16 protein-coding genes and 1 pseudogene are annotated in these 23,577 nt (G+C 58.3%); 7 read left to right on the top strand and 10 right to left on the bottom strand.

The genetic code is table 11. From position 1 onward, the window contains the following. Positions 1–11: 11 nt before the first annotated feature. From ACSUZJ_RS13650 to ACSUZJ_RS13630, 5 genes are all read left to right on the top strand, one after another. Positions 12–3,176: a CusA/CzcA family heavy metal efflux RND transporter gene (locus ACSUZJ_RS13650; RefSeq protein ID WP_313706244.1), complete on the top strand. Its 3,165-nt coding sequence runs from the start codon at positions 12–14 to the stop codon at positions 3,174–3,176. A 48-nt stretch (positions 3,177–3,224) separates the two neighbouring features. After that, complete coding sequence (locus tag ACSUZJ_RS13645) at positions 3,225–3,815, top strand: hypothetical protein (protein ID WP_313706243.1); 591 nt, start codon at positions 3,225–3,227, stop codon at positions 3,813–3,815. 50 nt (positions 3,816–3,865) lie between these two features. Beyond that, positions 3,866–4,051 carry a hypothetical protein gene (locus ACSUZJ_RS13640; protein WP_290423425.1) on the top strand — a complete coding sequence of 62 codons (186 nt, stop codon included), beginning with the start codon at positions 3,866–3,868 and terminating at the stop codon, positions 4,049–4,051. Between the two features lie 129 nt (positions 4,052–4,180). After that, positions 4,181–5,140, top strand: coding sequence for a cation diffusion facilitator family transporter (locus ACSUZJ_RS13635; RefSeq protein WP_290423426.1), 960 nt, complete (start codon positions 4,181–4,183; stop codon positions 5,138–5,140). Next, positions 5,137–5,733, top strand: a complete 597-nt coding sequence (locus tag ACSUZJ_RS13630; RefSeq protein WP_499408978.1) for an SIS domain-containing protein — start codon at positions 5,137–5,139, stop codon at positions 5,731–5,733. The genes ACSUZJ_RS13635 and ACSUZJ_RS13630 overlap by 4 nt, the downstream gene beginning before the upstream one ends. A 48-nt stretch (positions 5,734–5,781) precedes the next feature. On the opposite strand, the pseudogene ACSUZJ_RS13625 reads toward ACSUZJ_RS13630, so the two are convergent. After that, positions 5,782–6,132: pseudogene (locus tag ACSUZJ_RS13625) on the bottom strand (heavy metal translocating P-type ATPase); the annotation flags it as partial. A gap of 381 nt (positions 6,133–6,513) precedes the next feature. Here ACSUZJ_RS13625 and ACSUZJ_RS13620 point away from each other — a divergent pair. Then, a complete protein-coding gene (locus tag ACSUZJ_RS13620; protein ID WP_290423428.1) occupies positions 6,514–7,710 on the top strand; it encodes a tyrosine-type recombinase/integrase in 1,197 nt (398 codons plus the stop codon). 49 nt (positions 7,711–7,759) lie between these two features. Here ACSUZJ_RS13620 and ACSUZJ_RS13615 read toward each other — a convergent pair whose 3' ends face one another. Then, the gene (locus ACSUZJ_RS13615; protein ID WP_290423429.1) at positions 7,760–8,005 is read right to left on the bottom strand and encodes a helix-turn-helix domain-containing protein; all 246 of its coding nucleotides are present in this window, start codon (positions 8,003–8,005) and stop codon (positions 7,760–7,762) included. A gap of 514 nt (positions 8,006–8,519) precedes the next feature. Between ACSUZJ_RS13615 and ACSUZJ_RS13610 the strand changes: the two genes are divergently transcribed. After that, complete coding sequence (locus ACSUZJ_RS13610) at positions 8,520–9,389, top strand: hypothetical protein (RefSeq protein ID WP_499408975.1); 870 nt, start codon at positions 8,520–8,522, stop codon at positions 9,387–9,389. Positions 9,390–9,393: 4 nt separating this feature from the next. On the opposite strand, the gene ACSUZJ_RS13605 is transcribed toward ACSUZJ_RS13610, so the two are convergent. From ACSUZJ_RS13605 to ACSUZJ_RS13570, 8 genes are all read right to left on the bottom strand, one after another. Next, positions 9,394–10,407, bottom strand: coding sequence for a Wadjet anti-phage system protein JetD domain-containing protein (locus ACSUZJ_RS13605; protein ID WP_499408973.1), 1,014 nt, complete (start codon positions 10,405–10,407; stop codon positions 9,394–9,396). Next, positions 10,404–14,807, bottom strand: coding sequence for an ATP-binding protein (locus tag ACSUZJ_RS13600; protein WP_499408971.1), 4,404 nt, complete (start codon positions 14,805–14,807; stop codon positions 10,404–10,406). The genes ACSUZJ_RS13605 and ACSUZJ_RS13600 overlap by 4 nt, the downstream gene beginning before the upstream one ends. Before the next feature lie 11 nt (positions 14,808–14,818). After that, positions 14,819–15,484 carry a chromosome partition protein MukE gene (locus ACSUZJ_RS13595; protein ID WP_499408969.1) on the bottom strand — a complete coding sequence of 222 codons (666 nt, stop codon included), beginning with the start codon at positions 15,482–15,484 and terminating at the stop codon, positions 14,819–14,821. After that, entirely contained in the window at positions 15,481–16,899 is a 1,419-nt protein-coding gene (locus ACSUZJ_RS13590) for a hypothetical protein (protein ID WP_499408967.1), read from the bottom strand. The genes ACSUZJ_RS13595 and ACSUZJ_RS13590 overlap by 4 nt, the downstream gene beginning before the upstream one ends. 144 nt (positions 16,900–17,043) lie before the next feature. Then, complete coding sequence (locus ACSUZJ_RS13585; RefSeq protein ID WP_499408965.1) at positions 17,044–17,937, bottom strand: hypothetical protein; 894 nt, start codon at positions 17,935–17,937, stop codon at positions 17,044–17,046. A 610-nt stretch (positions 17,938–18,547) separates the two neighbouring features. After that, the gene (locus ACSUZJ_RS13580) at positions 18,548–19,567 is read right to left on the bottom strand and encodes an AAA family ATPase (RefSeq protein ID WP_499408963.1); all 1,020 of its coding nucleotides are present in this window, start codon (positions 19,565–19,567) and stop codon (positions 18,548–18,550) included. A gap of 8 nt (positions 19,568–19,575) precedes the next feature. After that, complete coding sequence (locus ACSUZJ_RS13575; RefSeq protein ID WP_499408961.1) at positions 19,576–21,585, bottom strand: Mu transposase C-terminal domain-containing protein; 2,010 nt, start codon at positions 21,583–21,585, stop codon at positions 19,576–19,578. Next, positions 21,585–22,229: a hypothetical protein gene (locus tag ACSUZJ_RS13570; protein WP_499408959.1), complete on the bottom strand. Its 645-nt coding sequence runs from the start codon at positions 22,227–22,229 to the stop codon at positions 21,585–21,587. Before ACSUZJ_RS13570 ends, ACSUZJ_RS13575 begins: the two co-directional genes overlap by 1 nt. Positions 22,230–23,577 lie beyond the last annotated feature (1,348 nt).

The following is a 23,577-nucleotide window of genomic DNA, read 5'->3' as shown; positions in this document are numbered from 1 at the left end:
AGGAACCCGACATGTTTGAACGCATTATCCGCTTCGCCATCGAGCACCGATGGCTTGTCATGCTGGGCGTCGTCGCCATGGCGGCCGTCGGCATCTACAACTACCAGAAACTGCCCATCGACGCGGTGCCCGACATCACCAACGTCCAGGTCCAGATCAACACGTCGGCCGCCGGCTATTCGCCGTTGGAAGCCGAGCAGCGTGTGACCTTCCCGATCGAAACGGTCATGGCGGGGCTCCCCGGCCTGGAAGAAACCCGGTCGCTGTCGCGCTATGGCCTGTCGCAGGTGACCGTCATCTTCAAGGATGGCACCGACATCCACTTTGCACGCCAGCTCGTCAACCAGCGAATCCAGGAAGCCAGGGAAAACTTGCCTGAAGGCGTGGTGCCCATGATGGGCCCGATCTCTACCGGCCTGGGCGAGATCTACCTCTGGACGGTCGAAAGCGAGCCGGGCGCGAAAAAGCCCGACGGCACACCGTACACGCCGACCGACTTGCGCGAAGTCCAGGACTGGATCATCAAGCCGCAGTTGCGGCAGGTGCCCGGCGTCACCGAAATCAATTCGATCGGCGGCTTCGAGAAGGAATACCTGATCGCACCCGATCCGGCCAAGCTCAGCTCCTACGGCCTGTCGCTGTCCGACGTCGTCGGCGCGATCGACCGCAACAATAACAACGTCGGTGCCGGCTATATCGAGCGCCGTGGCGAGCAGTTCCTGATCCGCGCGCCGGGGCAGGTGCGCACCCTCGACGATATCCGCAACACGGTCCTCAGCAACGTCAAGGGTGTTGCAATCCGCGTGCGCGATGTGGCGACCGTCGACATTGGGCGTGAACTGCGTACCGGCGCGGCGACCGAAAACGGCAAGGAAGTCGTGCTCGGCACGGTATTCATGCTGATCGGCGAGAATAGCCGCGCCGTGTCGCAGGCCGTTGCCGCCAAGATGGTCGAGGTGAACCGTTCGCTGCCCAAAGGCGTCAAGGCGGTGCCGGTGTACGACCGGACGGTACTGGTCGACAAGGCCATCAATACCGTCAAGAAGAACCTGCTCGAGGGTGCGGTGCTGGTGATCGTCATCCTGTTCCTCTTCCTCGGCAACATCCGTGCGGCGATCATCACGGCGATGGTCATCCCGCTGGCGATGCTGTTCACCTTCACGGGCATGGTGTCGTACAAGGTCAGCGCGAACCTGATGAGCCTGGGCGCCCTCGACTTCGGCATCATCATCGATGGCGCGGTCGTGATCGTCGAGAACTGCGTGCGACGCCTCGCGCATGCGCAGGAGCACCACAAGCGCGACCTGACCCTCTCCGAGCGCTTCCATGAAGTGTTCGCGGCTGCCCGGGAAGCACGGCGACCGCTGCTCTTCGGCCAGCTCATCATCATGGTTGTGTACCTGCCGATCTTCGCGCTGTCGGGTGTCGAAGGAAAAATGTTCCACCCGATGGCCTTCGCCGTGGTTGCGGCCCTGGTCGGCGCCATGATCCTGTCGATCACCTTCATCCCCGCCGCGGTGGCCCTGTTTATCGGCAAGCGCGTCACCGAGAAGGAAAACAGGCTCATGGGCATGGCCAAACGTGCTTATGCGCCGATGCTCGAAAAAGTCATGCGCAACGCGGCACTGGTTATCACGAGCGCGGTCGTCCTCGTCGTCCTGTCGGGGTTACTGGTGACGCGGCTGGGCAGTGAATTCATTCCGAGCCTGAACGAAGGCGACCTGGCGTTGCAGTCGTTGCGCATTCCTGGCACCAGCCTGAGTCAGTCCGTGGAAATGCAGAAAAAGGTGGAAGCCGGCCTGAAAGCGAAGTTCCCGGAGATCGACAGAGTGTTTGCCCGCACCGGCACTGCCGAGATCGCATCGGACCCGATGCCGCCGAACATCTCGGACGGCTACATCATGCTCAAACCTGAAGCGCAATGGCCAGCACCGAAGAAGAGCCGCGACGAACTGATCGCGGCGATCCAGGAAGAGGCCGAGAAATACGCCGGCAATTCCTACGAGTTCTCGCAACCGATCCAGTTGCGGTTCAATGAACTGATCTCCGGCGTGCGCAGCGACGTTGCCGTCAAGGTCTTCGGCGACGACATGGAGGTGCTTGCATCGACCGGCAAGGAGATCGCCGAGGTACTGCAGCGCATTTCGGGTGCGGCCGAAGTGAAGGTCGAGCAAACGGGCGGCCTGCCTATGCTGACCGTTAACATCGACCGCGAGAAGACTGCGCGCTATGGCCTGAACATCGGCGACGTGCAGGAAGCCCTGGCCATTGCAACCGGCGGTCGCGAAGCCGGCACCATGTTCGAGGGCGACCGCCGCTTCGATATCGTCGTTCGTTTGCCCGAAACGCTGCGGACCGATCTCGACGCGCTCAGGCAGCTGCCAATCTCCCTGCCCGCCGAGGACGGCGGCGCGACGACCTACATCCCCCTGGGCGAGGTTGCTTCGCTCGAATTCGCGCCTGGTCCGAACCAGATCAGCCGGGAAAACGGCAAGCGGCGCATTGTCGTGAGCGCGAACGTGCGCGGACGCGATATCGGCTCGTTCGTACCTGAGGCAGCCGCGGCAATCGCCAGGGATGTCAAGGTGCCGGCGGGCTACTGGACAAGCTGGGGCGGCACTTACCAGCAACTGCAGTCGGCCACGACCCGGCTCCAGCTGGTGGTGCCGCTCGCCCTGTTCATCGTGTTCACGTTGCTGTTCATGATGTTCAACAACGTGAAGGACGGGCTGCTGGTCTTTACGGGTATCCCCTTCGCCCTGACGGGCGGCGTCATCGCTCTCGCCCTGCGTGGTATTCCGATGTCGATTTCGGCGGCGGTCGGGTTCATTGCCCTGTCGGGTGTCGCGGTGCTGAACGGCCTGGTAATGATTTCCTATATCCGCACCTTGCGCGACGACGGCATGGGGCTGGACCGGGCGATCACGCACGGCGCCTTGACGCGCCTGCGGCCAGTGCTGATGACGGCCCTGGTGGCGTCCCTTGGGTTCGTGCCGATGGCGATTGCGACCGGCACCGGCGCCGAAGTGCAGCGGCCCCTGGCGACCGTTGTGATCGGGGGCATTCTTTCCTCGACGGCGCTGACGCTGCTCGTCCTTCCCCTCCTTTACCGGCTTGCTCATCGCAAGGACAGCGATGAAGTACCAGCGGAGCCGGTGAAGGTTCTCGTGCATTGAGACTGCCGGGCCGCGAGGAATCCTTGCGGCCCGGCTGAGGAGGATGAAATGCGTGAAGACACCCCAAGTCGGTCGCCAGGTACACGCCGGCTTTTCGGGCTGGACCTTGCTGCGCACGGAACGGCGCTCCTGAGCTGCATTACCGGAGGAGTCGTTCTGGAAAGCGTCGTCCTCATGGGAGCTGCCTCACATCACGCAGCAAGCATCGGTTTTCGCCTGCTACTTGACAACAAGGATGCAGGGCAATCCCGAATCAGGTCGGGCGACGCACTGTATTCACTTGCCCAGCTCATCATTTGGGCGTGTTGTCTGCTGCTGGCCATATGCGTTACCGCCATGGGCGCACACGGCATGTTTCACGCAGAGCCGCTCAATGCCCTGGCAATAGCAGGCTTTGCGATACCCGGAGCGCTGGCCGCTGCGACTACCGGTGCGCTGGCTTTGCGCCCCGGCGATGCTGGACGTAGTTGGCGCGAGGTCGATGCAATGCTGTCCGCAGCGCCAGCCGTGCTGGCGTTTTGTGTCGCGTTCAGCCCACTGGGCGTTGAGGCAGGAAAGCTGGACGCACTTGCCGGGCTGAGCATCGTACTGATGCTGTGCGCACGTACCGTGCTCCATCTTGGCCGGATTCTGGACTGATTCGCTGCTAGAGAGACAAAGCGTTGAACGCAATCGCAAGGAGACGAACAATGAAACTACAACAACAGCTGCCCGATCCGATACGTGGTCAGCTCATCGAAGTAGTTGGAATCAGCAGCCTGATTTTCTTTGGCCTGATGATGGTGTTTTTCGGTTGGCTCAAATACAAGGACCGCAACAATCCGGCAAACAAGAAGAAAAGGAAGGGCTCAGCGCGCAGCGCGAAGAAAAAATAGCAATCCTCCGGCGTCCTTGGCGCCCGTCCGTATCGCGGGCGAGCGGCAGGAAGCGTGCCGAACTCTCCGCGAGGGTCTCGCTTCTCTAATTTGTCAGCACAACCGTAATTACTATATAAGGGGAAAACAATGGGTTCAGGACATTCACATGCAGCACAGCCGGGCCAGAACGAACGACCACTCTGGATTGCCCTCGGCCTTACGACCGCCTTCCTCATCGCTGAAATTATCGGCGGCATCCTTACCAACAGCCTGGCGCTAATCTCGGATGCAGCGCACATGTTTACCGACAGCGCGGCGCTGGCAATTTCACTGGCCGCAATCCGCATCGGCAAACGCCCGGCAGACAGCAACCGGACATTCGGGTACTACCGCTTCGAGATCCTGGCGGCCGCTTTCAACGCCATGCTGCTGTTCGCGGTGGCGATCTACATCCTTTACGAGGCTTACCAGCGACTGCACAATCCACCGGAAATTCAGTCGGGAACGATGCTGATGGTTGCCGCTTTCGGCCTGGTCGTGAACCTCGTTAGCATGCGCCTGCTCTCGAGCGGCAAGGACAGCAGCCTGAACGTCAAGGGCGCCTATCTGGAAGTCTGGAGCGACATGCTCGGTTCGATTGGCGTGATCATTGGTGCGCTCGTTATTCGCTACACCGGCTGGACCTGGGTCGATTCGGTGATTGCCGTTGCGATCGGGCTGTGGGTGCTGCCACGTACTTGGACGCTGCTCAAGGCAAGCATGAACGTGCTGCTCGAGGGGGTGCCAGAGGGACTGGGCATTGCCGACGTCAAGGATGCAATTGCGCGAGTGCCGGGCGTGGCCAGCGTTCACGACCTGCATGTATGGTCGATCACCAGCGGAAAAGCCAGCCTGACCGTGCACGTCGTTCAGGGTACTGCTGTCGCAGACCCGCAAGCTCTGCTGATGGCGATCCGCGAACTCGTGGCGCGCGAGTACGATATCCATCACAGCACCATCCAGATCGAAACGACGCCCTGTGAACAGGCGGCTGAAGAGCACAGCTTCGGGCCTACGCTGGCACACGAGCACGCCGACCACGACGAGCACGAAGGAGAAAAGCGATGATCGACCATATCAGGGCCAACCTCGTCGAGGCACGCGACGCGCTCGACCGCCTCATCAGCGATGATACCCAACTCGGCAATATTCAGGCCGGCGCCTCCCTGTTGATCGACGCATTGCGCAGCGGACGCCGCGTCATCTCGTGCGGAAACGGTGGCTCGATGTGCGATGCGATGCATTTGGCCGAAGAGCTGTCGGGGCGATTCCGCGAGGATCGCCCAGCGATGGCAGCCGTGGCCATCAGCGACCCGAGCTATATCAGCTGTGTGGCCAACGACTACGGCTACGACCAGGTGTTTGCCCGCTTCGTCCAGGGTAACGGCGGCGATGGCGACGTCCTGTTCGCAATCAGCACGAGCGGCGGCAGCCCATCAGTCGTGTTGGCTGCCCAGGCTGCCCGTGCGCGCGGAATGAAGGTGATCGGCCTGACTGGGCGGTCAGGGTCGCAGCTCGAACAGAATGCCGACGTATGCATCTGTACAAGTGCGGGCCGATACGCGGACCGGGTGCAGGAGCTGCATATCAAGGTCATCCATATCCTGATCGAGTTGGTCGAGCGCGCTTTGCAGCCGGCGAACTACCCAGTCAACAAGTAAGCCGCCGACAAGGTCCCAGAATAGGCGTCTGGAAGCGGACGCGCCTGCTTACGTCCCGCCGCGTGCTCCACTGAACTTGAGCAGCCGCAGTCCATTGAAGACCACCAGCAGGCTCGCGCCCATGTCCGCAAACACTGCCATCCACAGGGTGGCCGATCCCGCAATCGCCAGTCCCAGGAACACCGCCTTGATTGAAAGGGCGGTAACGATGTTTTGCTTCAAGATGGCACTGGCCTGCCTGCTCAATCGGATGAACTGAGGGATCTTGCGCAGGTCGTCATCCATGAGCGCGACGTCGGCTGTTTCAATCGCCGTATCCGTGCCGGCCGCCCCCATGGCGAAGCCGATATTCGCCTTGGCCAACGCCGGCGCGTCGTTGATCCCGTCGCCTACCATCCCGCTCGTAAGCAACCTTAAGTACATTGCTCGGTCGCAGTCAGAGCTCAAAGTTGGAACAGTTAGCGGTACTTACGGACAACATCTAGTCCTGAGTGCCTTGTTCGGTCCGGTATCGAACAGCATGGTCAAGGAAGCAAATATCCCTCGCCCATGCTCGAAGCGCTGACTCGGCTTGGAGGCAAGGACTGGACGACCCGTGCACGTGCTCGATGTGGCCCTTCGACCCTGCCGGTTCAGACGCCGCTCGCGAAGCCCTGGTCTGCGCACGAAATCCCGGCATACAATCCAGGCTGTCGCTTGGCTTCGGGTAGGATCAGGGTCGTCTGCGTTGAGCGCAATTCCGACAGTGGCCACAAGCGGCTGTATTAACTAACATTCGTCATGCCCCCTTCAAATTCCGTCATCCCGTCGCCAGCCGTGGTCGCTCCTCTCGAGATCATCACCATTCCCGGGCAGCTCGACGGCTCCCAGGGGACCAACCGCGCACGCGCCGGCACATCCCAGATACGAGCAAATAATGACATCGACGCGATCAAGGCCTGGCTGGCCCGTTTTCTGGAAAAGCGGACCACCTTCGACAACTATCGCAAGGAGGCCGAGCGCCTGCTGCTTTGGTGCACGCTCCAACTGGGCAAACCACTTTCTTCACTGACCCACGAGGATTGGCTCGAGTACCAGCTGTTTCTGCGGAACCCGACGCCCGCGACTCGCTGGATCGCCGCAGAAGGTCGAAAATTCCCGCGGACAGATCCGGGGTGGCGGCCGTTTGCCGGGCCGCTGTCGGCGTCGAGCCAGCGTCAGGCGGCGGTTATCCTGAATACCCTCTTTTCGTGGCTCGTCAACGCAGGCTATCTAGCCGGTAATCCTCTTGCTCTGTCGCGTGAGCGCCGACGGCGATCTGCGCCAAGAATTTCTCGCTATCTCGACGACGAGCTGTGGAATGAAGTAAAAATGACCGTAGACACGCTGCCGCGGGAGACGCCGCGTGAGCGCGAACACTATTTGCGGCTACGCTGGCTGGTCTCGCTCTGTTACGTCTGTGGGTTGCGTATCTCTGAAATCACCAGCAACAGCATGGGAGGCTTTTTCCGGCGCCGCGACCGCGACGGCGAAGAGCGCTGGTGGCTGGAAGTGCTCGGCAAAGGCGACAAATTGCGCATCGTGCCGGCGACCGACGAGCTAATGGTCGAGTTGGCCCGTTACCGACGTGAGTTGGGCCTTCAGCCGTACCCCGTTCCTGGAGAAGCGACGCCACTACTCCTACCGATAGGCGGAAACCCTCGACCGATGTCGCGCGGTGGCGTACATGAGATCTTCAAGGCGCTGTTCGCCAAAACCGCGGATCGACTCCGTCAGCGAGGTCCTGAACACGCACCTGCCGCCGCCCGCGTAACCCAGGCGTCAGCGCACTGGCTGCGCCATACCGCGGGGTCGCATATGGCGAACAACGATGTCGACCTCCGCCACGTTCGCGATAACCTGGGCCACGAGTCGATTAGCACAACGAACACTTACCTGCATTCGTCCGACGACGCCCGCCATGCTGAAACGGAAGAAAAACACCGGATCGGCTGGTAGCCGTATATTGTCGTGATACCGTTGCCGGGTGCGCGGGACCTCGTAACGATCATGGGCTACCGGCTAAGTCCTGCTCCGCCATGTCCTGGGTGAGCTGGATCAGTCGCGCCGGCGTCACCTGCAAGGCGGCAGCGAGCTTGAAAAGCACACGCACCGTCGGCTGTCGCTCGCCGCGCTCCATCAGGCTGACGAATGTTCGGTCAACCTCTGCAGCGTGACCCAGCTGTTCTTGGGTCAGGCCCGCTTTCTTCCGCACTACACGCAAAACTTTTCCAAACGCCAGCCCTGGATCCAATGATTTCTCCCGTTACGTAGGAGAAATCATGTCCTTGCTGTATCATTTCGTCTTCGGACTATAGTCATCATTTTGCGTGTTGCGCGGGCCTGCAATTCGAGTAGCTTCGCTACTGCCTGATGGCCGGCGCACACCTTCCTTGCTCCATTCTTTAACGATGTCAACCAGCATTCCTTTCCTCTGTTTCCTCACCGATGATCCTCTTCATCAAACCTTGTGCCTCAGGTACTGGGCTGTTACTGAGGGCGCATGGACTGAGAAATTCGACGCGATCCTGCATGAATCGGGAATCAGCCAACCCAAAATGCTTGAGATTCTGAAGTCGAGTTGCCGCGCCTACTTACGTCATTTCCCCTGTGCCGGATGCGGTGTTCCGCTGGAGGTACGGAATAGAAGCCAGTATTCGCCATCTAGTCGCAGGCCTATCGGCTCCGCTTACTACCGGGGCGTGAACCGGTGCGGATCCTGTGCGGCGGCTGCGCTCGCTACGGACAGGAGGGCCAATGAAATCGTCTTGGCGCAGCACACTGCTCGGATAACGCAGGCTCTGTCGCGTGTCCAGACAGACGCCTCCCCTATTGAGTACTCAGAACTGAGTTATGTGCAGTCGTTTTTCCTGTACAGTGCGCTGGTCGCTGCCAATGCCGGATGGGAGGGTAACCGGCTAGCCTCAATGGACTCGCAGCCAGGAGAACTGGGGCCGACACCGGACCTGTCGCAGCGTGTCTATAAGACGCTATACGAAGACAGGATCATTTCTCCCGACCCTGCCTCCGACCCTCGGGTATTCACGATCCGCGATGAGGACGGAGCCATCAACTTTTCTTTCGAAAGTGTCGGTTGGGTACTGGCTCCCGATGCATCCGGGCGCTCCATGAAGGAGGTCTTTTCCCTACTGCTTACGCGCCTCGACGACCCCGAGCCGGACGCCGTTGAACAGCTCTGGTTCATGGTCGCCGAGAGCGAGTGCCGCCGGTACTTCCTCAAACAGTGTGAACGGTACCGTTTCTTCCAGCCCGATATCTATTCTCCAAAAGTCGCGGCCGTCGTTCACGACTTCCTGACGCACTACTCCATCGGGCAAGTGTGGAACGTGATTTTTTATGTGTTGAAGGATATGGCAGCTCTTGCGCAAGAAAAGACTTACGCGCGCCAGCATGTCTACAATATGATTCTTGGAAACCTGCGGCGCTACTTTGATTACCGTTTAGGCAACAACAAGGCAATACGGCCATGGCAGCGGCCTGCGCCGCTTACGGAATCGTGGATGAGCAGCATCCTCTTCGATAAGGTGCTTGGGGATGGAAACACATCGTTCGAGATGCTGACTGGGCAGTCAGTGGGGGCGCATGTGGAGTTTCCTCGCCGATTCCCTGAATATTGAATCTTTAACTTTTGCTTGGATGCTCCGTTCCGCGAGGCCGTGCCAATTCTTCCAGCTCTTCTGCAATGCCTGGAAGCAGGACTACGGCCTCATGCTCCAGCCAACGCTGGCGCTCCGACAGCCATCTCAGCACTGGGTTCTCTTGGAGAGCGCTTGGCCAAGCCCGTTCGGGCCAGGGCGAATCGAGGGGCAAGCTGTGTGACTCGAGTAGCTCGGACGCGGCCTTCGGAATCCACGGCACGGCCGGCCGGCCATGGCCGTGGCTACGAATCGACAAGGCGATGTCCAGTCCAGTCGGATCCAGGTCTCCAAAATGGGCCCAAGGAATGTCTGCCGGGACGCGAGCTATAAAGCGGGTCGCTAGCGCCGTGTTTCGCCCGGGGGCATGCACCAGAAGCAGCCATGGTGGTGCCGGAAAATCGACAAACGCGCCGATGTTCTCAACGGTCAAGATGAGCTGGGGCATCACACCTGCCACATGCCAACGACGTCCGAATGCCCGTTCCGGAACCAGGACTTCCCCGAACACCGCTTGCAGGCCATCAATCGGAAGCAGGAGTCCCTCCTCGCTAGCGATTTGCAAGCCGACATTGGCACGCAACCTCAAGCCGTCATCGCTTGTCAGGACGATACCGTCCGGCGGCCCTTTGGAGCCTGACTTGGAATGCGCGCCCGCCCATGCGGACCAGGTCTTGCGATTTAGCTCACATATTCCATGCGGCAGCTTAAGCGGTGACCGCCTCATTTTGCGTAGCGCCCCTGCCGTGATCGCATTTGAACGACAAGCGAAAGCCAACTCCGCTTCGCCCAGTTGGGTCCAACGTGCGGCCAAGTATTGGCGCAGTTTTTCCTGTTGCCGGGACGGCAACAGAAACTCACCCTTTCGCGCGGACGGCGTGACCAGGCCAAGCTCCTCCAACTCCTCCAGCAGCGGCGCCGCAGCCTTGCTCACCTTAACTGTTCCTGACAGAAGGAGCCTTAATGCTGCCGCTCGCAACTCGTCGTTGTCCCACTTCACGCGGTTATCCTGGTGCCGCGGATCGTTACATACTCGTCTTTGCCGCGCAAGCTACGGCTGAGTTGGAAAACAGTCGAGCGCCGGGGTTTTTCAAGCCCGGGCGCTGCCACAAGGGCCTGGACATCCATTCGCTGGCAGAACTCCGTAAGTGTGTCGAGTGCCTGCTCATCGAGCCGGTTCGCTTCATCAAGCAAGATCTGCTGCATTGCATAGCCAGCAGAACCGGAGATTCGGTTGGCCTCCTCGTTCCACGTACGCAAAATCATCACGAGCACAGCTGCGCCCGCTCCGATCGCTTCACCCGTCGAAACATCGCTCGTGGCCTCCCATTTTCCGTTGATGCGCTTCACTTCCAGCTTCAGGTGCAGATAGTTTCGGTAGTCGAATAACCGGGCCCCCTGAATCGTACCGCCGGTCTCGCGTCGGTAAAGTCGTTCCAGCGTTTCCTCCAGCGGCAAGCCGGAATCGAACAACGACAGGCTGCTATCACGCTTTAAGCAGGCAAGCATCGTTGTCATGTCGTCTGGAGTGGTGATCGTGATCTGCAGTCCCCTTATGGATCCGAAATTCACCTGTCCTAGCTCGCGGTTGAGGCGGATAACCAACGATCTTGCTGATCGCTGGCGCGCTGTAATGCCGTCTGCCAGCCCTGAAGACCGTGTACGCATGTCCTCCTCCTGCCCTGCAAGCGTTCGCTGCAGCTCGCTCATTTTTTCCGACATTTGGGCCAAGGCGATCTGTGGGTCGTCAGCGCTGGCGATGTTCCGGGGAATGCGTTGCTCGATATGTCGACGCACACGTTCCCACGCACGTAAGGTCTGAACTGCGCGCCGCTCGCCGGCCGGTTCGCTGAACCCGTCGATCCGCTTCAGGTCAAGCACAACGTCGGGGCACTCCTTCAGCCGCTCGAACAGCAATGCTTGCTGTTCCTTGGACGATTGGAAAGCGTTGATCTGGCTGCCTGTAGGAAAGTGCTGTTGGCGGTTGAGGTCGGAGTCGATTCGGCCGCGCAACCCCAGTTGGCCCACCACCCGGTCGAGCTCACGTTGTGCGCGGCGCTCAAAGCGCAGCGCCGAAAGTCTCTCTGAGGCGAGCTGCCGTTGCGCCACAACCTTTTCTTCCAGCATTTTCAGGTTAGTACGCCCCTCGATAAACGAATTGTTCGTCTCGTCATGCTCGGCACTTAGTCGGCTGACGTGCGCTCGTCCCGCCTCATTCGCTTTCTGGGCAAGGGCGACCTCCTCGTCCGTACCCTGCACCCCGGTTCCGGCCAGTTCCTCGGCGAGCGTCTTGCATCGTTCAACCGCTTGAATGAGTGCGGATGATACGTGGGAGTAGGCCGTGCGTGCCGCATCGAACTCGCGGCGCCGGGTTTGCAGTGTCTCGTCGGCCGCCCTCATGTAGCCTCTCGCCGGCTCCATTTTTGTCTGAAGAGCCGCGATCACACTACTCTTCTCGGAATATATTCGCTCGTCCTCTTCCCGTTCGAGATGGTCGATGACGCTCAGTAGCCCGGCAAGGGCTTCGCGCTGGTAGCCCAGACGGTCGCGCGACCGGCGGTAGCGTTCAAGACTTTGCTCCAGTCGTGTTCGTTGTCCTGCATCGACGACCTTGGCGAGGATCGGCAGGCCATCCAGGACTTGCCGTACCGCGGCGCCGTGCTGCCCTAGCCAGGTCTTCGCGAAACGTGCCGACTCAAGTTGACTCATGAGTCTTGCCGCTTCATCGTCGTGATTGGGCAGATCGAGCAGGCTGCGCCGTGCTTCTAGCGCCATCATGCGTTGCCGCCGCCTGTTGGATAATGCTGCCGCCTCTGCTAAACCAGCGCTCCTCGCACGCAGCGCTGCGATCGCCTGCGTAAGGGTACGGACGCCAGTTTGCTCCGCGGCCAGGGTGGGAGTCGGGTCCAGAGCCCAGGCCGCCGGCCCAAACCCAAGCAGCCTCTCTGCCAGTTGCAGGCCTTCTTTCAAAACGCGGGACTGCTCGCGCAGCTGTCCAAGTTCGTTTTCGAGACTGCCTCGCTCGCCACGCAGGCGCGCGATTTCTTCCTCCCGCGCCCTCCGGCCGAGCACGGGATATTGCGGACGTCGCGTCAAACGAGCCGCCTTTTCCCCGTCTAGCGATTCCACGACAAGTTCACTGTCTTCGAGGCTGTGCCCCTGCTGTGTGGCGAGCAAGGCTTGCTCCGACACGAACAATAACGTGTCGGGGCGGTCGCAAAGTTCCGCCGCCTGGTGGGCCGCCTGTTCGGGTGCTTCCACCACAATTGCCTCAGTCCACATACCGAGGCGCGCCTGCGTAGACGCCGCATCTTGCGCCGGCAGTTCGTCGAACCGGCCAGCCAGCAAACGCCCCTCGACGTGCTCGGCCACGGCTCCGAGCCGTGGATCAAGCAGGCCTGCGTGATGCTGCAGACCGCGAATGCGATCGGCTGTATCGTGCAGCCTGGATTCGGTACTTCGCCGACGCTCTTCAGTGTCTTCAAGAGCGCGCCGGCCTGCTCCTGCGGCTTGAACCAGGCTATCTGCCTCTGATAGCGCTGCCCACTCCGGACAGGCTTCGGCAAGAAGCTCCCGGCAGCTTCGCGCCTGAGTGTAGCGGCGCACCAGTTCTTCCAATGCCGGAAGGCGCCCCTTAGCCTCGACCAGAGCATCCTGCGTTTCGGAGATCTCTATTGTCAGGCGGGCGTTTTCGTTCTCCAGTTGCTGGAGCTGTGCGCCCTCGAGAGCTAGCTGTTCGGACAACGCTGCACTGCCAGTAATCTGGAGCTCAGCAGCCTGCTGTCGCGCCTCGGCCTGCTGCCTCGCCAGATCCCGGGAACGTGCCAGATCAACTTGCAGGCCGTCCATTTGAGCCACACGGGCATTGTGTTCCCGACGTATCGCCTCGAGTGTCAAGGCTTGCTCGTAAGCAGTGTCTGCGTTCGGTTCCTTCCACTTCTCTGCCCGAGCCAATATCTGTAACTTCCCAAGCAGGATCTCGAAACGCGTCAAATGGTCGCTCAGCGCGTCGAGCTCGACTTGTGTCGCCGTCTGGGCGCGGGTTTCGTCCTCGTATTGGTCATCCAATCGCTGCTTTACCAGGACGGCGTTATCACGGTCCAGCTTTACCGGGCTCATTGCCTTCTGTGCTGCGCACAACAAGTCACGGGCCATTCGAAACTCTGTCACTCGCCGGATCAGGCCTTCCACGGCTTTTTGCGTGTCTGCCAGCTCTTCCGCGATACGGGTGTGCTCATCCTGGGCACGCTGCAACGCCTGGGTCGCGTGCAGTTCCGCAGCTTCAGCCTGGTCACAGGCTAAGCGTGCCTGATCGGCCTGCACCTCAAGGCGTCCTTGCTCCTGCTCGGCGCCCACGAAATCAACCCGCAATGATCGGGCTTTTATGGCATTTTGTAATTCCTGCCTGCGCGCTTCTTCGGTTGCCTTGGCCGCCGCAAGTTCGACCTTCAGCTCTTCCGCGCGCTCGCGTAGGTGCGCCACTCTGGCTTGGTCGGAGAAATATTGCGTCTTCGCGGTATTGTTCGTGGCTACCTGTTCCTTCCAGACCCTGGTTTCCTGCTCATAGCGTCCCCGCGCGCCGAAATAGGCATACGATGCCATTTTCCAGGCGGCGTCGAACAACTCGCTGATCTCCGAATGCGCGTCCTGTGCGCGCTCCAGTTCCCGTTTCGTCTGCCTGCATTGCTCCAGGCTCTCGCGCATGAGCGACACGCGCCTCTCAAGCGAAGGATCCGGTGAAAGCAAATAGTCACGTAACCCGGTCTTGATCAGCGTAGCCAGCGCCGATCCTTCCATTGATGTGGACAAGACGCGGTAGAAACGCTCCTGTTCGTCGTGGGTCGTCATCGGCATCGGTGTGATACCGTGATCGAACAAGGTCTTCATATAATCGGCGAGAGACTTGTGCACCACCAACCGCCCGCCGTGCATCGCGACATGTTCGCGCAGCCGCGGCAACGGCGGCACGATGGCTCCCGCGCCCTCGCGAAGGAGCAGCACGTCATAGGGACTGGCATCGGCGGGAAGGTCGTGGACGGTCAGCGGCTTGATGTCGATCGAGGGCAGCGTCCCGCGCGTCATCGCGACACCAGCCCAGAGCTTCTTGCCTCGCGGCGTAACCCATTCGATCAGCGAGTAATTGATTCCGTCCGCCCCGAGACGCCCCCATAGCCCTCCATCGCCCCGTGTTCCCGGCGCGTTCCCGCCGATGTTCTTGAACGAAAGCAGTTTCTGGTTCGGCAGAATAGCGGTTACGTACGCCGCCATGACCGTCGTTTTGCCGGACCCGTTCTGGCCCTCAAGCCCGGTTACATGGCGGTCAAGGTCGAACGAATGGAAGATGATGCCCTTCCAGTTTGCGACGACGAGACGCTTTGCATAAGCACGAAACAGCTTCATTTGCATTCCTCTCAGGCGTCGGGATCCGAATCTGCATCGTCGCCGCCATCCGCTATCTGGCCGTCGGCGATCAGGGTTTCCAAGGCGTCGCCGAGTTCTTCGGAAGTCCGCACCGGGTCTGCGAAGCGCATGATGGCGACCAATGGCCTGACCAGGGTCGCCTCACCTCGCCCCTCACACTTAATGAAATACTGCCGCTCGAGGGATCGGACTGAAGCGGCAAAGGCTTCGCGCAGCTTGCGTGCATCCTGGTCCACGTCCCTGCCGCGGCGGCGTGGTATGACCCGCAACAACCGCTCCTCGCCCAGGATTTGTTGCAGCAGTTCGAGGACAGCTAGCTGTGGAATGCGCAGGTTCGACTCGAGCCACTTCGGATCCAGACGCATCAGGGCCAACGCCTGGCCAACCAGCATGTCCATGGCGCCGAGCTTACGCTGCCCGAGAGGCGGAGGTACTGCCAGGCGGTCAGGAAGAAGGTAGAAGTATCCTTCTTCGCGTGCCAGGAGCGTGGCGTCGTATCTTCCATAAAAACTGTCGAGGAAGGGTTTCGCGGTCGTCAGGAAATCAAACATGAAAGGGTCGCAATCGGCCCCGATATGCCTGCCCCGACGTAGATCCAGGTCGACTCGCGAAAACAGCGGATCAGCTATAACCTGCTCCAGGGACTGATAAGTCATGGCAACGGGCTTTCATCTGTAGGGACCGGGTACGACGTGGCCGGCATGTCGATAAGCTCGAACCCGGACTGCGCCGTCGGCTGACGCAGGTGCAGCTCGAGCGACTGGGCGTGCAGGCGTTCCGACAAGGGGCACCATGCTTGCTCGAGAATTCGCTCCAAGGTAGCGCCGTGCGCCAGCAATATAGGCGTGGCTCGCATCAGCAGCTGGAAGTACTCGTTTTCGGTGAAGTGCGGGGCGACTTCCCGTACCGCTGCCACAATATCTAGTTCCCCTTCCTCTTTCAGGCGAGCTACAAGCGCAGCCACAGCCAGATCGATTTCATCTAGAGGCGGCTTCGCATACTCAGCCAGCTTCTGATTGGAGAGGACTTCTTGAGGCACCGATAACGGTGCTGAGGCGGCGACACGGGTCACATCGCGCAGGTGCAGAAACGGTTCGGGAGCAACGAGCACTAGTCCGTATGGCCGGTCCTGAAATTGTCGGATCTGTTCCGTCATACGGCCACGCAACATATTGTTCGGGTCGGTCTGGACGACGTCGCGGATGAACGTCTGCACGTTCCGGTAGTAGCCATGCCACTCCTCGTAGCGCCGGGTACTCCAGAGTTGGAGGCGCAGCAGCTGAGTACGGGTGCGGTCCAGCAGCACTGGAAGGTCGGGATGTCGATCGGCGTATGCGGAGAGTTCAAACAACTGACGGTCAAGGTGCTCGACATGTTCACTCAGAACTTCGTTCAATTCGCGCAAGGTGCGGTCGACCCGCCGGATCATTGCTACGCACGTGTCGATAGCGTCAGCCCATTCACTGTCGACAAGCTCTGTAATTTCCTTTCGTAGTGCCTTGTGCGCTGCATCCAGGCCGCGCTGCCGTTGGTCGACCATGCGGATCAGTTCGGCTACTATGTCCCGGAGAGGCCAGACTACCTGGCCTTCCCACTCCTGTTCCGTGTCCGCTGTGGCCGCTGCGTTCAGTACTTGTACCAAAACCGTCCGCATATGCATCAGCATGAAAGACAGGTTTCGTTTGGTCAGTTCCCGCTCCTTTTCCATGGAGCGCCCCAGTGCAAGACCGAGCTGCGAAAGCGTATATTCGCCTTCGCTCGTGAGCCCGCCAAAGTCGGTGCGTAGCAGGATGCCCTGTGCCCTGAGTCGCCCTATCATCCGTGTTGCGCGCTGGGCCTCGCTGTCAGTACCTGACTGCGCCAGTTCATACACGGGTGCAAAAATGCGGCGGAGAGTCTCGTCGTCCAGGCTCGGCTCACGGGCGTCGATCAAGTACGCATGAATCCCAGCAAGAAAGGCTGACTCTTCCCTGTCCAGATTCAACGTAAAATTGGTGTGCCAAGCTTCTGCGATGACCTGGGCAACAGACGCCGGGGCGTCAGGTTCTTCACGGGACTCGTCGATACCCATGCTATGTATAAGCAGACAATAGGCGAACGACGAGTGTACTCAGCGGTGTTGGGGAGACGTTGACTTATCACAGGTCAACAATGACCTGTTGTGTATGTGGGAGGGATGCGGCTGCGGTCGCGCTCTGTAGCTGGTGGTCTAAAGCTATCGATAGATCGTCGCCAAGTGTGCCATGTGTTTTTCCAAATGAGCCCGTCGGGTATCTTCAGCGATTCGTGGATAAAAGGCCGGCATCGGCGCGCGCACATATACATAAGTTGGACGGTCGGCACAGTCGGCCCCTCCGACCGCCCAGTATGTATCGTAGCGGGAAGGGGTGCGCTGGCGCAGCCAATAGGTTTTACCCCTCTCTGAGTTTTGTTGAGCAACGGCTAACAGCTCGCGGAAACTTTCAATGCAAGCACTCGAGAATATATGGGCGAGCACCCAAATTTGCGTCGCCGTTGACCAATGCGGCGGACAAGGAGAAGCCCGAGCTGACAGCCAGCCGACAATACCGTACATCTCAAGATCGCTTTCTCTAAAGAGATAGCGTGGGGTGCCACAGCCCTCCCAAATCATCCTCCAGCGGATAAAAGCCTCAGCGACCGGGCAGAAACTGGCGGTGATCTCCCCCTCTACACGCCACCAGAGATGCTGCGCGGCGCTAACAACACAACGGCGATGAGTACCTACTAATTGCCGCCATAGTCGTCGACGCACCGCTCGATACACGGTCTTTAAGCTCGCGAGCTCCGCATCACTCTTGGACGAGACCGTATACGCGACTGATTGGTCAGCCTCTGAGGAATCGTGCATGGTCGGATCGTCGTCTTCAAATAGAACTGTACGTGAGACACCTCGCTCACAGCGTTCAACACGTTCCATGTTGAGATGCAACTGCTGACTGCCTTTATCGTATCCCGTTTCTTCAAGTACATGCGATACGAATCCGAGGTATCTTGAGATGTAACCGGAGCGTTCGAGTGGGGAGAAGGAAATCTCACCCTGAGCAAGCTGGAGGGCCTTCTTGCCGATTTCGAGTTTCGAAGTAAGCACACGATCCTCGAATTGGAAAAAACGTTGCAGCTTAGTTACGAAACCATGCTCTTTTATCCGAGGAACAAGGATGTTCGCACGCGGAGCCCGCAATCTCGGCGCCCAATCGATTCCACAATGCGGGCATGCAAAGGGTTTCGAAAATATGTCGGACCTGAGCCTATAAGGAATTTCCGCACTACAGTGAGGGCATGTCGAGCGAATAGCAGTCCGATGAATTGGGCAATACGCCGCCATCGATACTTGAAAGATTGCAGGGTGAAACCCGCGTTGCAGGCATAACTCGCACCAACGCAGGTGATCACTTGATCTTAACCTTCCGTCAGGCAGAATTTCTTGGACAAACGCTGAGCGCACCTGAGTCTGATGAAGCCTGAAAATATTGCTCATCTCGTCAAGATCGAATACTTCCGAGCTTCGGAGGTCAACATCAGGTCGACCACATATCGCCGCCCGCCTCCCGGAATTTGCACTTACGAATATTTTCGCAATTTCTCGAGCGGAGAGCGCGTTCAGCATAGCAAATTTCAGGAGCAGCCCGAAGCTTGAGTCAATACCGCTATACCAATCCTCGCGCCATGTCCAACCTGCAACCGGCGGCCGAACAGTATCAAGAATTATTCGCGCGTTCTTCATTACGCTTCTTTGCAGCTAGATCCGTCGCAGGCAGGCCTAAACGAAGTTCCTCCTGGGCTTCTACATACATGGAATCCTTGATCGCCTTGTTCCAGATATCCCGGCTAAATCGAAAATTTGGTGCGTCAAGATGCTTGTTTTCCGAAAGCGCGATCTCTACAGTATGAGCGAAATACTGCATTGGGATCTCTATGTCAGAAGTGAAACCGGCATTGGCGTGCGCAGTGCAAAAGGCGTCCCATACCACGTTTGCCTGATCAAGCAGCCTAAGTCCATTGTCGAAAGCATTGGGATAGAAGAACCTTGTGAAGGTCCAATCAGAACCTTGCGGAAAACAGGCTTCATCGTATGCCGCTAAACAAGTAGCAATATCTTCGGCGCAACAAAGTCCGTCGAAGCGCATTTCTACGATCATGAAACGTAACACGATCTGAGTGTGGTTACTTTGGCGTAAGGCCGTCTTCTGATGAAGCAATTGCGGCTGCCCCACCAAAAAAGTAATCATGCGTATCCCTCTTCTTTCCAGCTTGTCGTGCACATCACGCAACCATTCGTATTCCGTCACCCCGAGTTTCTGTGCTTCATCCCCAAAAAACACAACCCAATTGTGCCCCGATCTGTCGACCAGTTCACATATCCTCTCAATCAGCCTTATACGCTTCTTGGTTACGGAGCCGGGTGCCGCACCTTTATGTCCTACTGCTTCGAGAAGATTTGCGAAGAAACCATCCTCCGATGGCGCTTTTTTAAATTCGCAGCCAAAACTAATGAAAACCGATTCCGGATAGTCAGCCTGCAAGACATTAATGACATAGCGGATACTGTACGTTTTACCGAAACGGGGATACGCATAAATGATGGCGCCAGGAGTGCGAAGGCGAATCAGGCGCTTGACACGCTCGGCCAGCGCATCGATCGAGGGCGTCGGAACAATGTAAGTCTGCTGTGTTACCGGATGCTCAGCAAAGGTGACGGGCCGCAGATAGGTAATCACAGCAACTCCTAGAAGGTGACAGTACGACGGATTTTCAGGACCCGTGGTTGCGCCGGGGTGAGGTCGGGGGAACGTGATTCGGCGGCATTTCCTTTCTGTTCCTGGTTGCTTGCATTGGATTCCGGATTGACGATTTCTTTCGCCGGGACCCGCGGAACCGGAGTCGCTGCCGACGGGAGCAACGAGACGTTTACATGGGCTTTCGCCAGATCATTTGCCGCCTTCTTATTCGTTCGAGCTTGGCTCCATTTGTATTTCTCCCACACTTCAATCGGGTTTTCACCTTCGCGTATATGTAGTTTTTTCTCGGCTATCAATCGATATATTTCCTGTCGCACCCGAAGTGAGTGCGGAGTAAAGCACCATGGGCGAGCGGCGGTTAAAATACCAAGCTCTGATCCATCTTCGAAGAACGCTTTTACAACTCTGATGTCTCGGACGTCGTAATAGATACGCAGTTTTTTGCCGATCAATCCGGCGTTCCCTGCCAATACTTCGTTGGTATATCGAGCATTCGAGAAATTGATGTGTGGACGAACGCCGTTACGAAGCGACCCCTTCACTGTAACAATCCGAGCTTCCTGTAAAAGGCAGAGACTTGATCGCAGAAAGACAGGAAGCCTTCGTAAGTATCCCGGCCGCTTCACGGAATATGCGACCGCTTCCAATGGGGTGCGTCCACCAATGCCGCTGTGAGGCTCACCGTTATAATTTCCAAGAAGAACCTCGATCAATTCCTCTAATTCGTGATACTCCACTAACAAAGAAATATCTGAGCCAGGATCGCCGAGCGCTTTCTCTATTGACGATGGATCGCTTCCTAGAGTGCCAGGCAGTCGATGCGCGAAATGAAGTGAGATGAGATGAAAAAAACGCTCAATAAAAGGGCGATCGTTTGGTTCTCCCCCCGGCCCATTGTCCGACCAGCAACCAATGATCTGATTTAACCTGATTTGCGTATCCACAGCGAGGTGTGACTTTGCGCCGTCAAAGCGCAACCAGTTCCAGCAGGCATACGCAGCCTCAGGAACCGTTGACGATGGAAAACCTCCCCCGGCTTTTATTTGGAGCCCAGGAATAGTATAGGCGCGTGGGACGAATGGGTTGAGTGCTGACTGCAGCGCAGTTGCCACATCGTCCTTGTTATATTCTTTTCCGAGGGCGAGTGAATAACCGATCACGCTTCTCGAATAGACATCGAGCAGGACAAGAATCCATATGCGATGAAGTTCGAGACACTGCTCGAACCCGAAGGGATCTTTTAATTTCACCGTTAGGCGCAGGTCAATTTTGTGTCCATCAAACTCAACGACCTCGAACGCGCGTGTAGCGGCGGGCGCCTGTTCTTTACCGCTTACGGGCGCGCCTGATCGCAGGCCACCCGCGTTGGCCACTGCTTCTCCAAATTCTTTCTCTGCCGCCTTCTTGAAATACTTTTGCAGCGACCGAAATCCGACTCGACTCTCTGTGAACGGATATTCGTTTGGCTTGATCCCTTCTGCACGACACGCTTTGAGGAATAGATCGTGGACCTCTCGAAGCGGCTTGCGCACTTCGCGTGCAGACTTTATCTTTTGGTTGCGCTTCTCAGCATGCTTGCTTAAAAGCTTCTCGATTTTCGGGTAGTCACGCAACAAGCGCTGGAATGCCCCGGATGAGCCACCGTGCCCGAACATCTCCTCCTTTATTGCTGCGGTTCGTTCGTAAGCCTTCAGCCGACTATAAGGAATGGCACCTCGGAACCCATAGATTCGCCCATCGGGGTGCTTTTTCCAGCAACGGGCAAGCGCGCGGTAGAGTGAGGCCCTGGTTACTCCGGTAGTCTCTAGAATGATCGAGACAGGAGTATGCGGGTCTGTCAGGAAGATTGTGATAGCTTCACAAATTTGTTTGAAGGACGAGCGGGCGTCCTCCGAAAGTGCCATCTGATCTACGGCCGGCCAACTCGTAAGGTCACTCAGGTGCTCAGGTATCGAGAATCTGTCAAACTTCAACGCCCCGTAGACTAGCTCTTTCATTATTTAGCCTCGATCACAGTACCGGACGAGAACATTTCGCTACCCAAGGTGCTGCATACCGCACGCCCCCGATGTAGCAAGGACAAGACGGCGACACGCAACAGTACGGGGTCCTCTTCAGGGAAATGCTGTTCGAGTTCGGTCAACGTTTTAGAGGAAGGAAGCGCTTTGGCAACCCGGTTCGATAACGTTTCTGGTATGTATTTCCCAAAGGCGGCGAGGTCGCAGAGGAAAGACTCCCAGTTTGCCAGCAACATTTTTTGGGACCCAAGATCCTCTGGGTTGACAAAGGTCGGTGTGATGTTAAAGCTAGCAGCCCAAGCCTTGAACGCAGGGATTGAAGAAGGATGATCCAAACCGGATGACAGTTCGCTGGGGCGTAGCAAAAAAACGAATTCTTCTCGTTCCTTCCGGCAAACCCAAAAATCGACTACCCGTTTGCGCTTAAGGTCTGGGAGACTAAGCGGACGCTCGCAGTAGGCTATGACATCCGAATCCGCCTCAAGCAGGGTCCATGCATCGAGCGCATCGCGTCCGAAGAGGGCCAACTGCCGCTGTATCTTGGGACCAAAAACATCATAACGATGGCTTCCATGCGGACGACTATTGTCAGCGGGACTTGCGAAGCGCAGTGGAACGGACATGCCATCTCCTGAACCAAACGTTAATTTTGCATCAATCTTAACTTAGTGAATCATTTTGTTCCAGATCATTTTCGCGCGACCGCATCGACCCGCCAACATGGTCGTTTGATCGTCTCAATCTAAGATCGTCACATTCCATTTAGGTTGAGAAGTCTGCGAGTCGCGCGATTGAGGCTGCGCAAGATGGCCAGAGTGAAGTACCTTGGGTGTATGGCCTCGAACCTGGAGGGATCGTTATGAAGAGTGCTGCCTGAAACGCTCGAACAACGCATACAGACCCTTTCAGCTGGCCCGCATGCCGCTGGAACGGTCCAGGCTGCAGCGGCCCGCCAACCATAAGCATCGGCGAGTCCCAAAATTAGTTCGCGCGTTCGCGAAGTTTCAAAATTAGTTCGCGGCAAAGCGAACTAATTTTGAGACATCAGAGCAGAAGACCCTAGAAAAATCAAGTAGTTAGCCTGGATACAGGGGTGTCAGATTTAGTTCGCCGGACGTCCAGCAATCGGACGTTACGCCTACAGAACAAATGGCCGTACCGTGGACGCGGGTGAATTGCATGGCTCCGGGAATTGCCGTCGCCTCCTGGAGCGGCGACCCTTGCTACGCGAACTTGACCTTGCTGCAGGCAGCCCTGACACGCCAGTACTGCCTGCAGCCATCCAGGAGCGGCGCAAGCTATTGCGCGCGCAGTGCCGGCGGCTGTTTGCCACGATCGTGTGCACACTGGTCCGAGTTTGGACAGGCACGCAGCGCCGTCAAACCGGGGCTGTAAACAGAGCGGCCACGGCGCAAACCGCACAGCGTCCGAGCCAAGATCGTGCTTGTCGGAGTCGTCCGGGCACCTGGTCCCGCAGGGCCAGCGCTTGCAGGATCGACTGTCGACGGAGCGAATCCGGCCACAATGCCTGGACCGGATCTAGGTCGCCTCATTCGTCAGCAAGCTGGCGGCAAGGCGCTACAGCGCCTTCCAGCGTTCCGGGAAGGCGTTCCGGATTCCGCTCAACAACGGGGCCTGTGGCATCCCGGGCATGGTGGCGCTCCGAATGCCTGGTCGAGGTGCAGGTTTCGGCACGCCAGGACTGTGGTTCGCCAGTGTCGACCTGCTGCCGCCCGCAGGCACCAACAGGCGAGCGAAAGCCTGTATGCCGGGTGAAGGGCGCGGCAATTGGCCGGGCACCAGGACGAGGAGCGGAGGGAATCGGTGAAAGCTCCTGGGAGCATAGTGCTGGCCGTCGAGAACCATGTACCGGGATCTGAAGCGATACTGGATTGCCTGCGGCCTGCCGGGCAGGTGTCTCCCCTCATCGATTCGGCCTCCCGATCCTGAACTCGACAATATATATGCTAA

The sequence above is a fragment of the Telluria sp. B2 genome (assembly GCF_051789535.1).
Taxonomy (GTDB): Bacteria; Pseudomonadota; Gammaproteobacteria; order Burkholderiales; family Burkholderiaceae_D; genus Telluria.
This window is presented reverse-complemented; position numbering and strand designations above follow the sequence as displayed.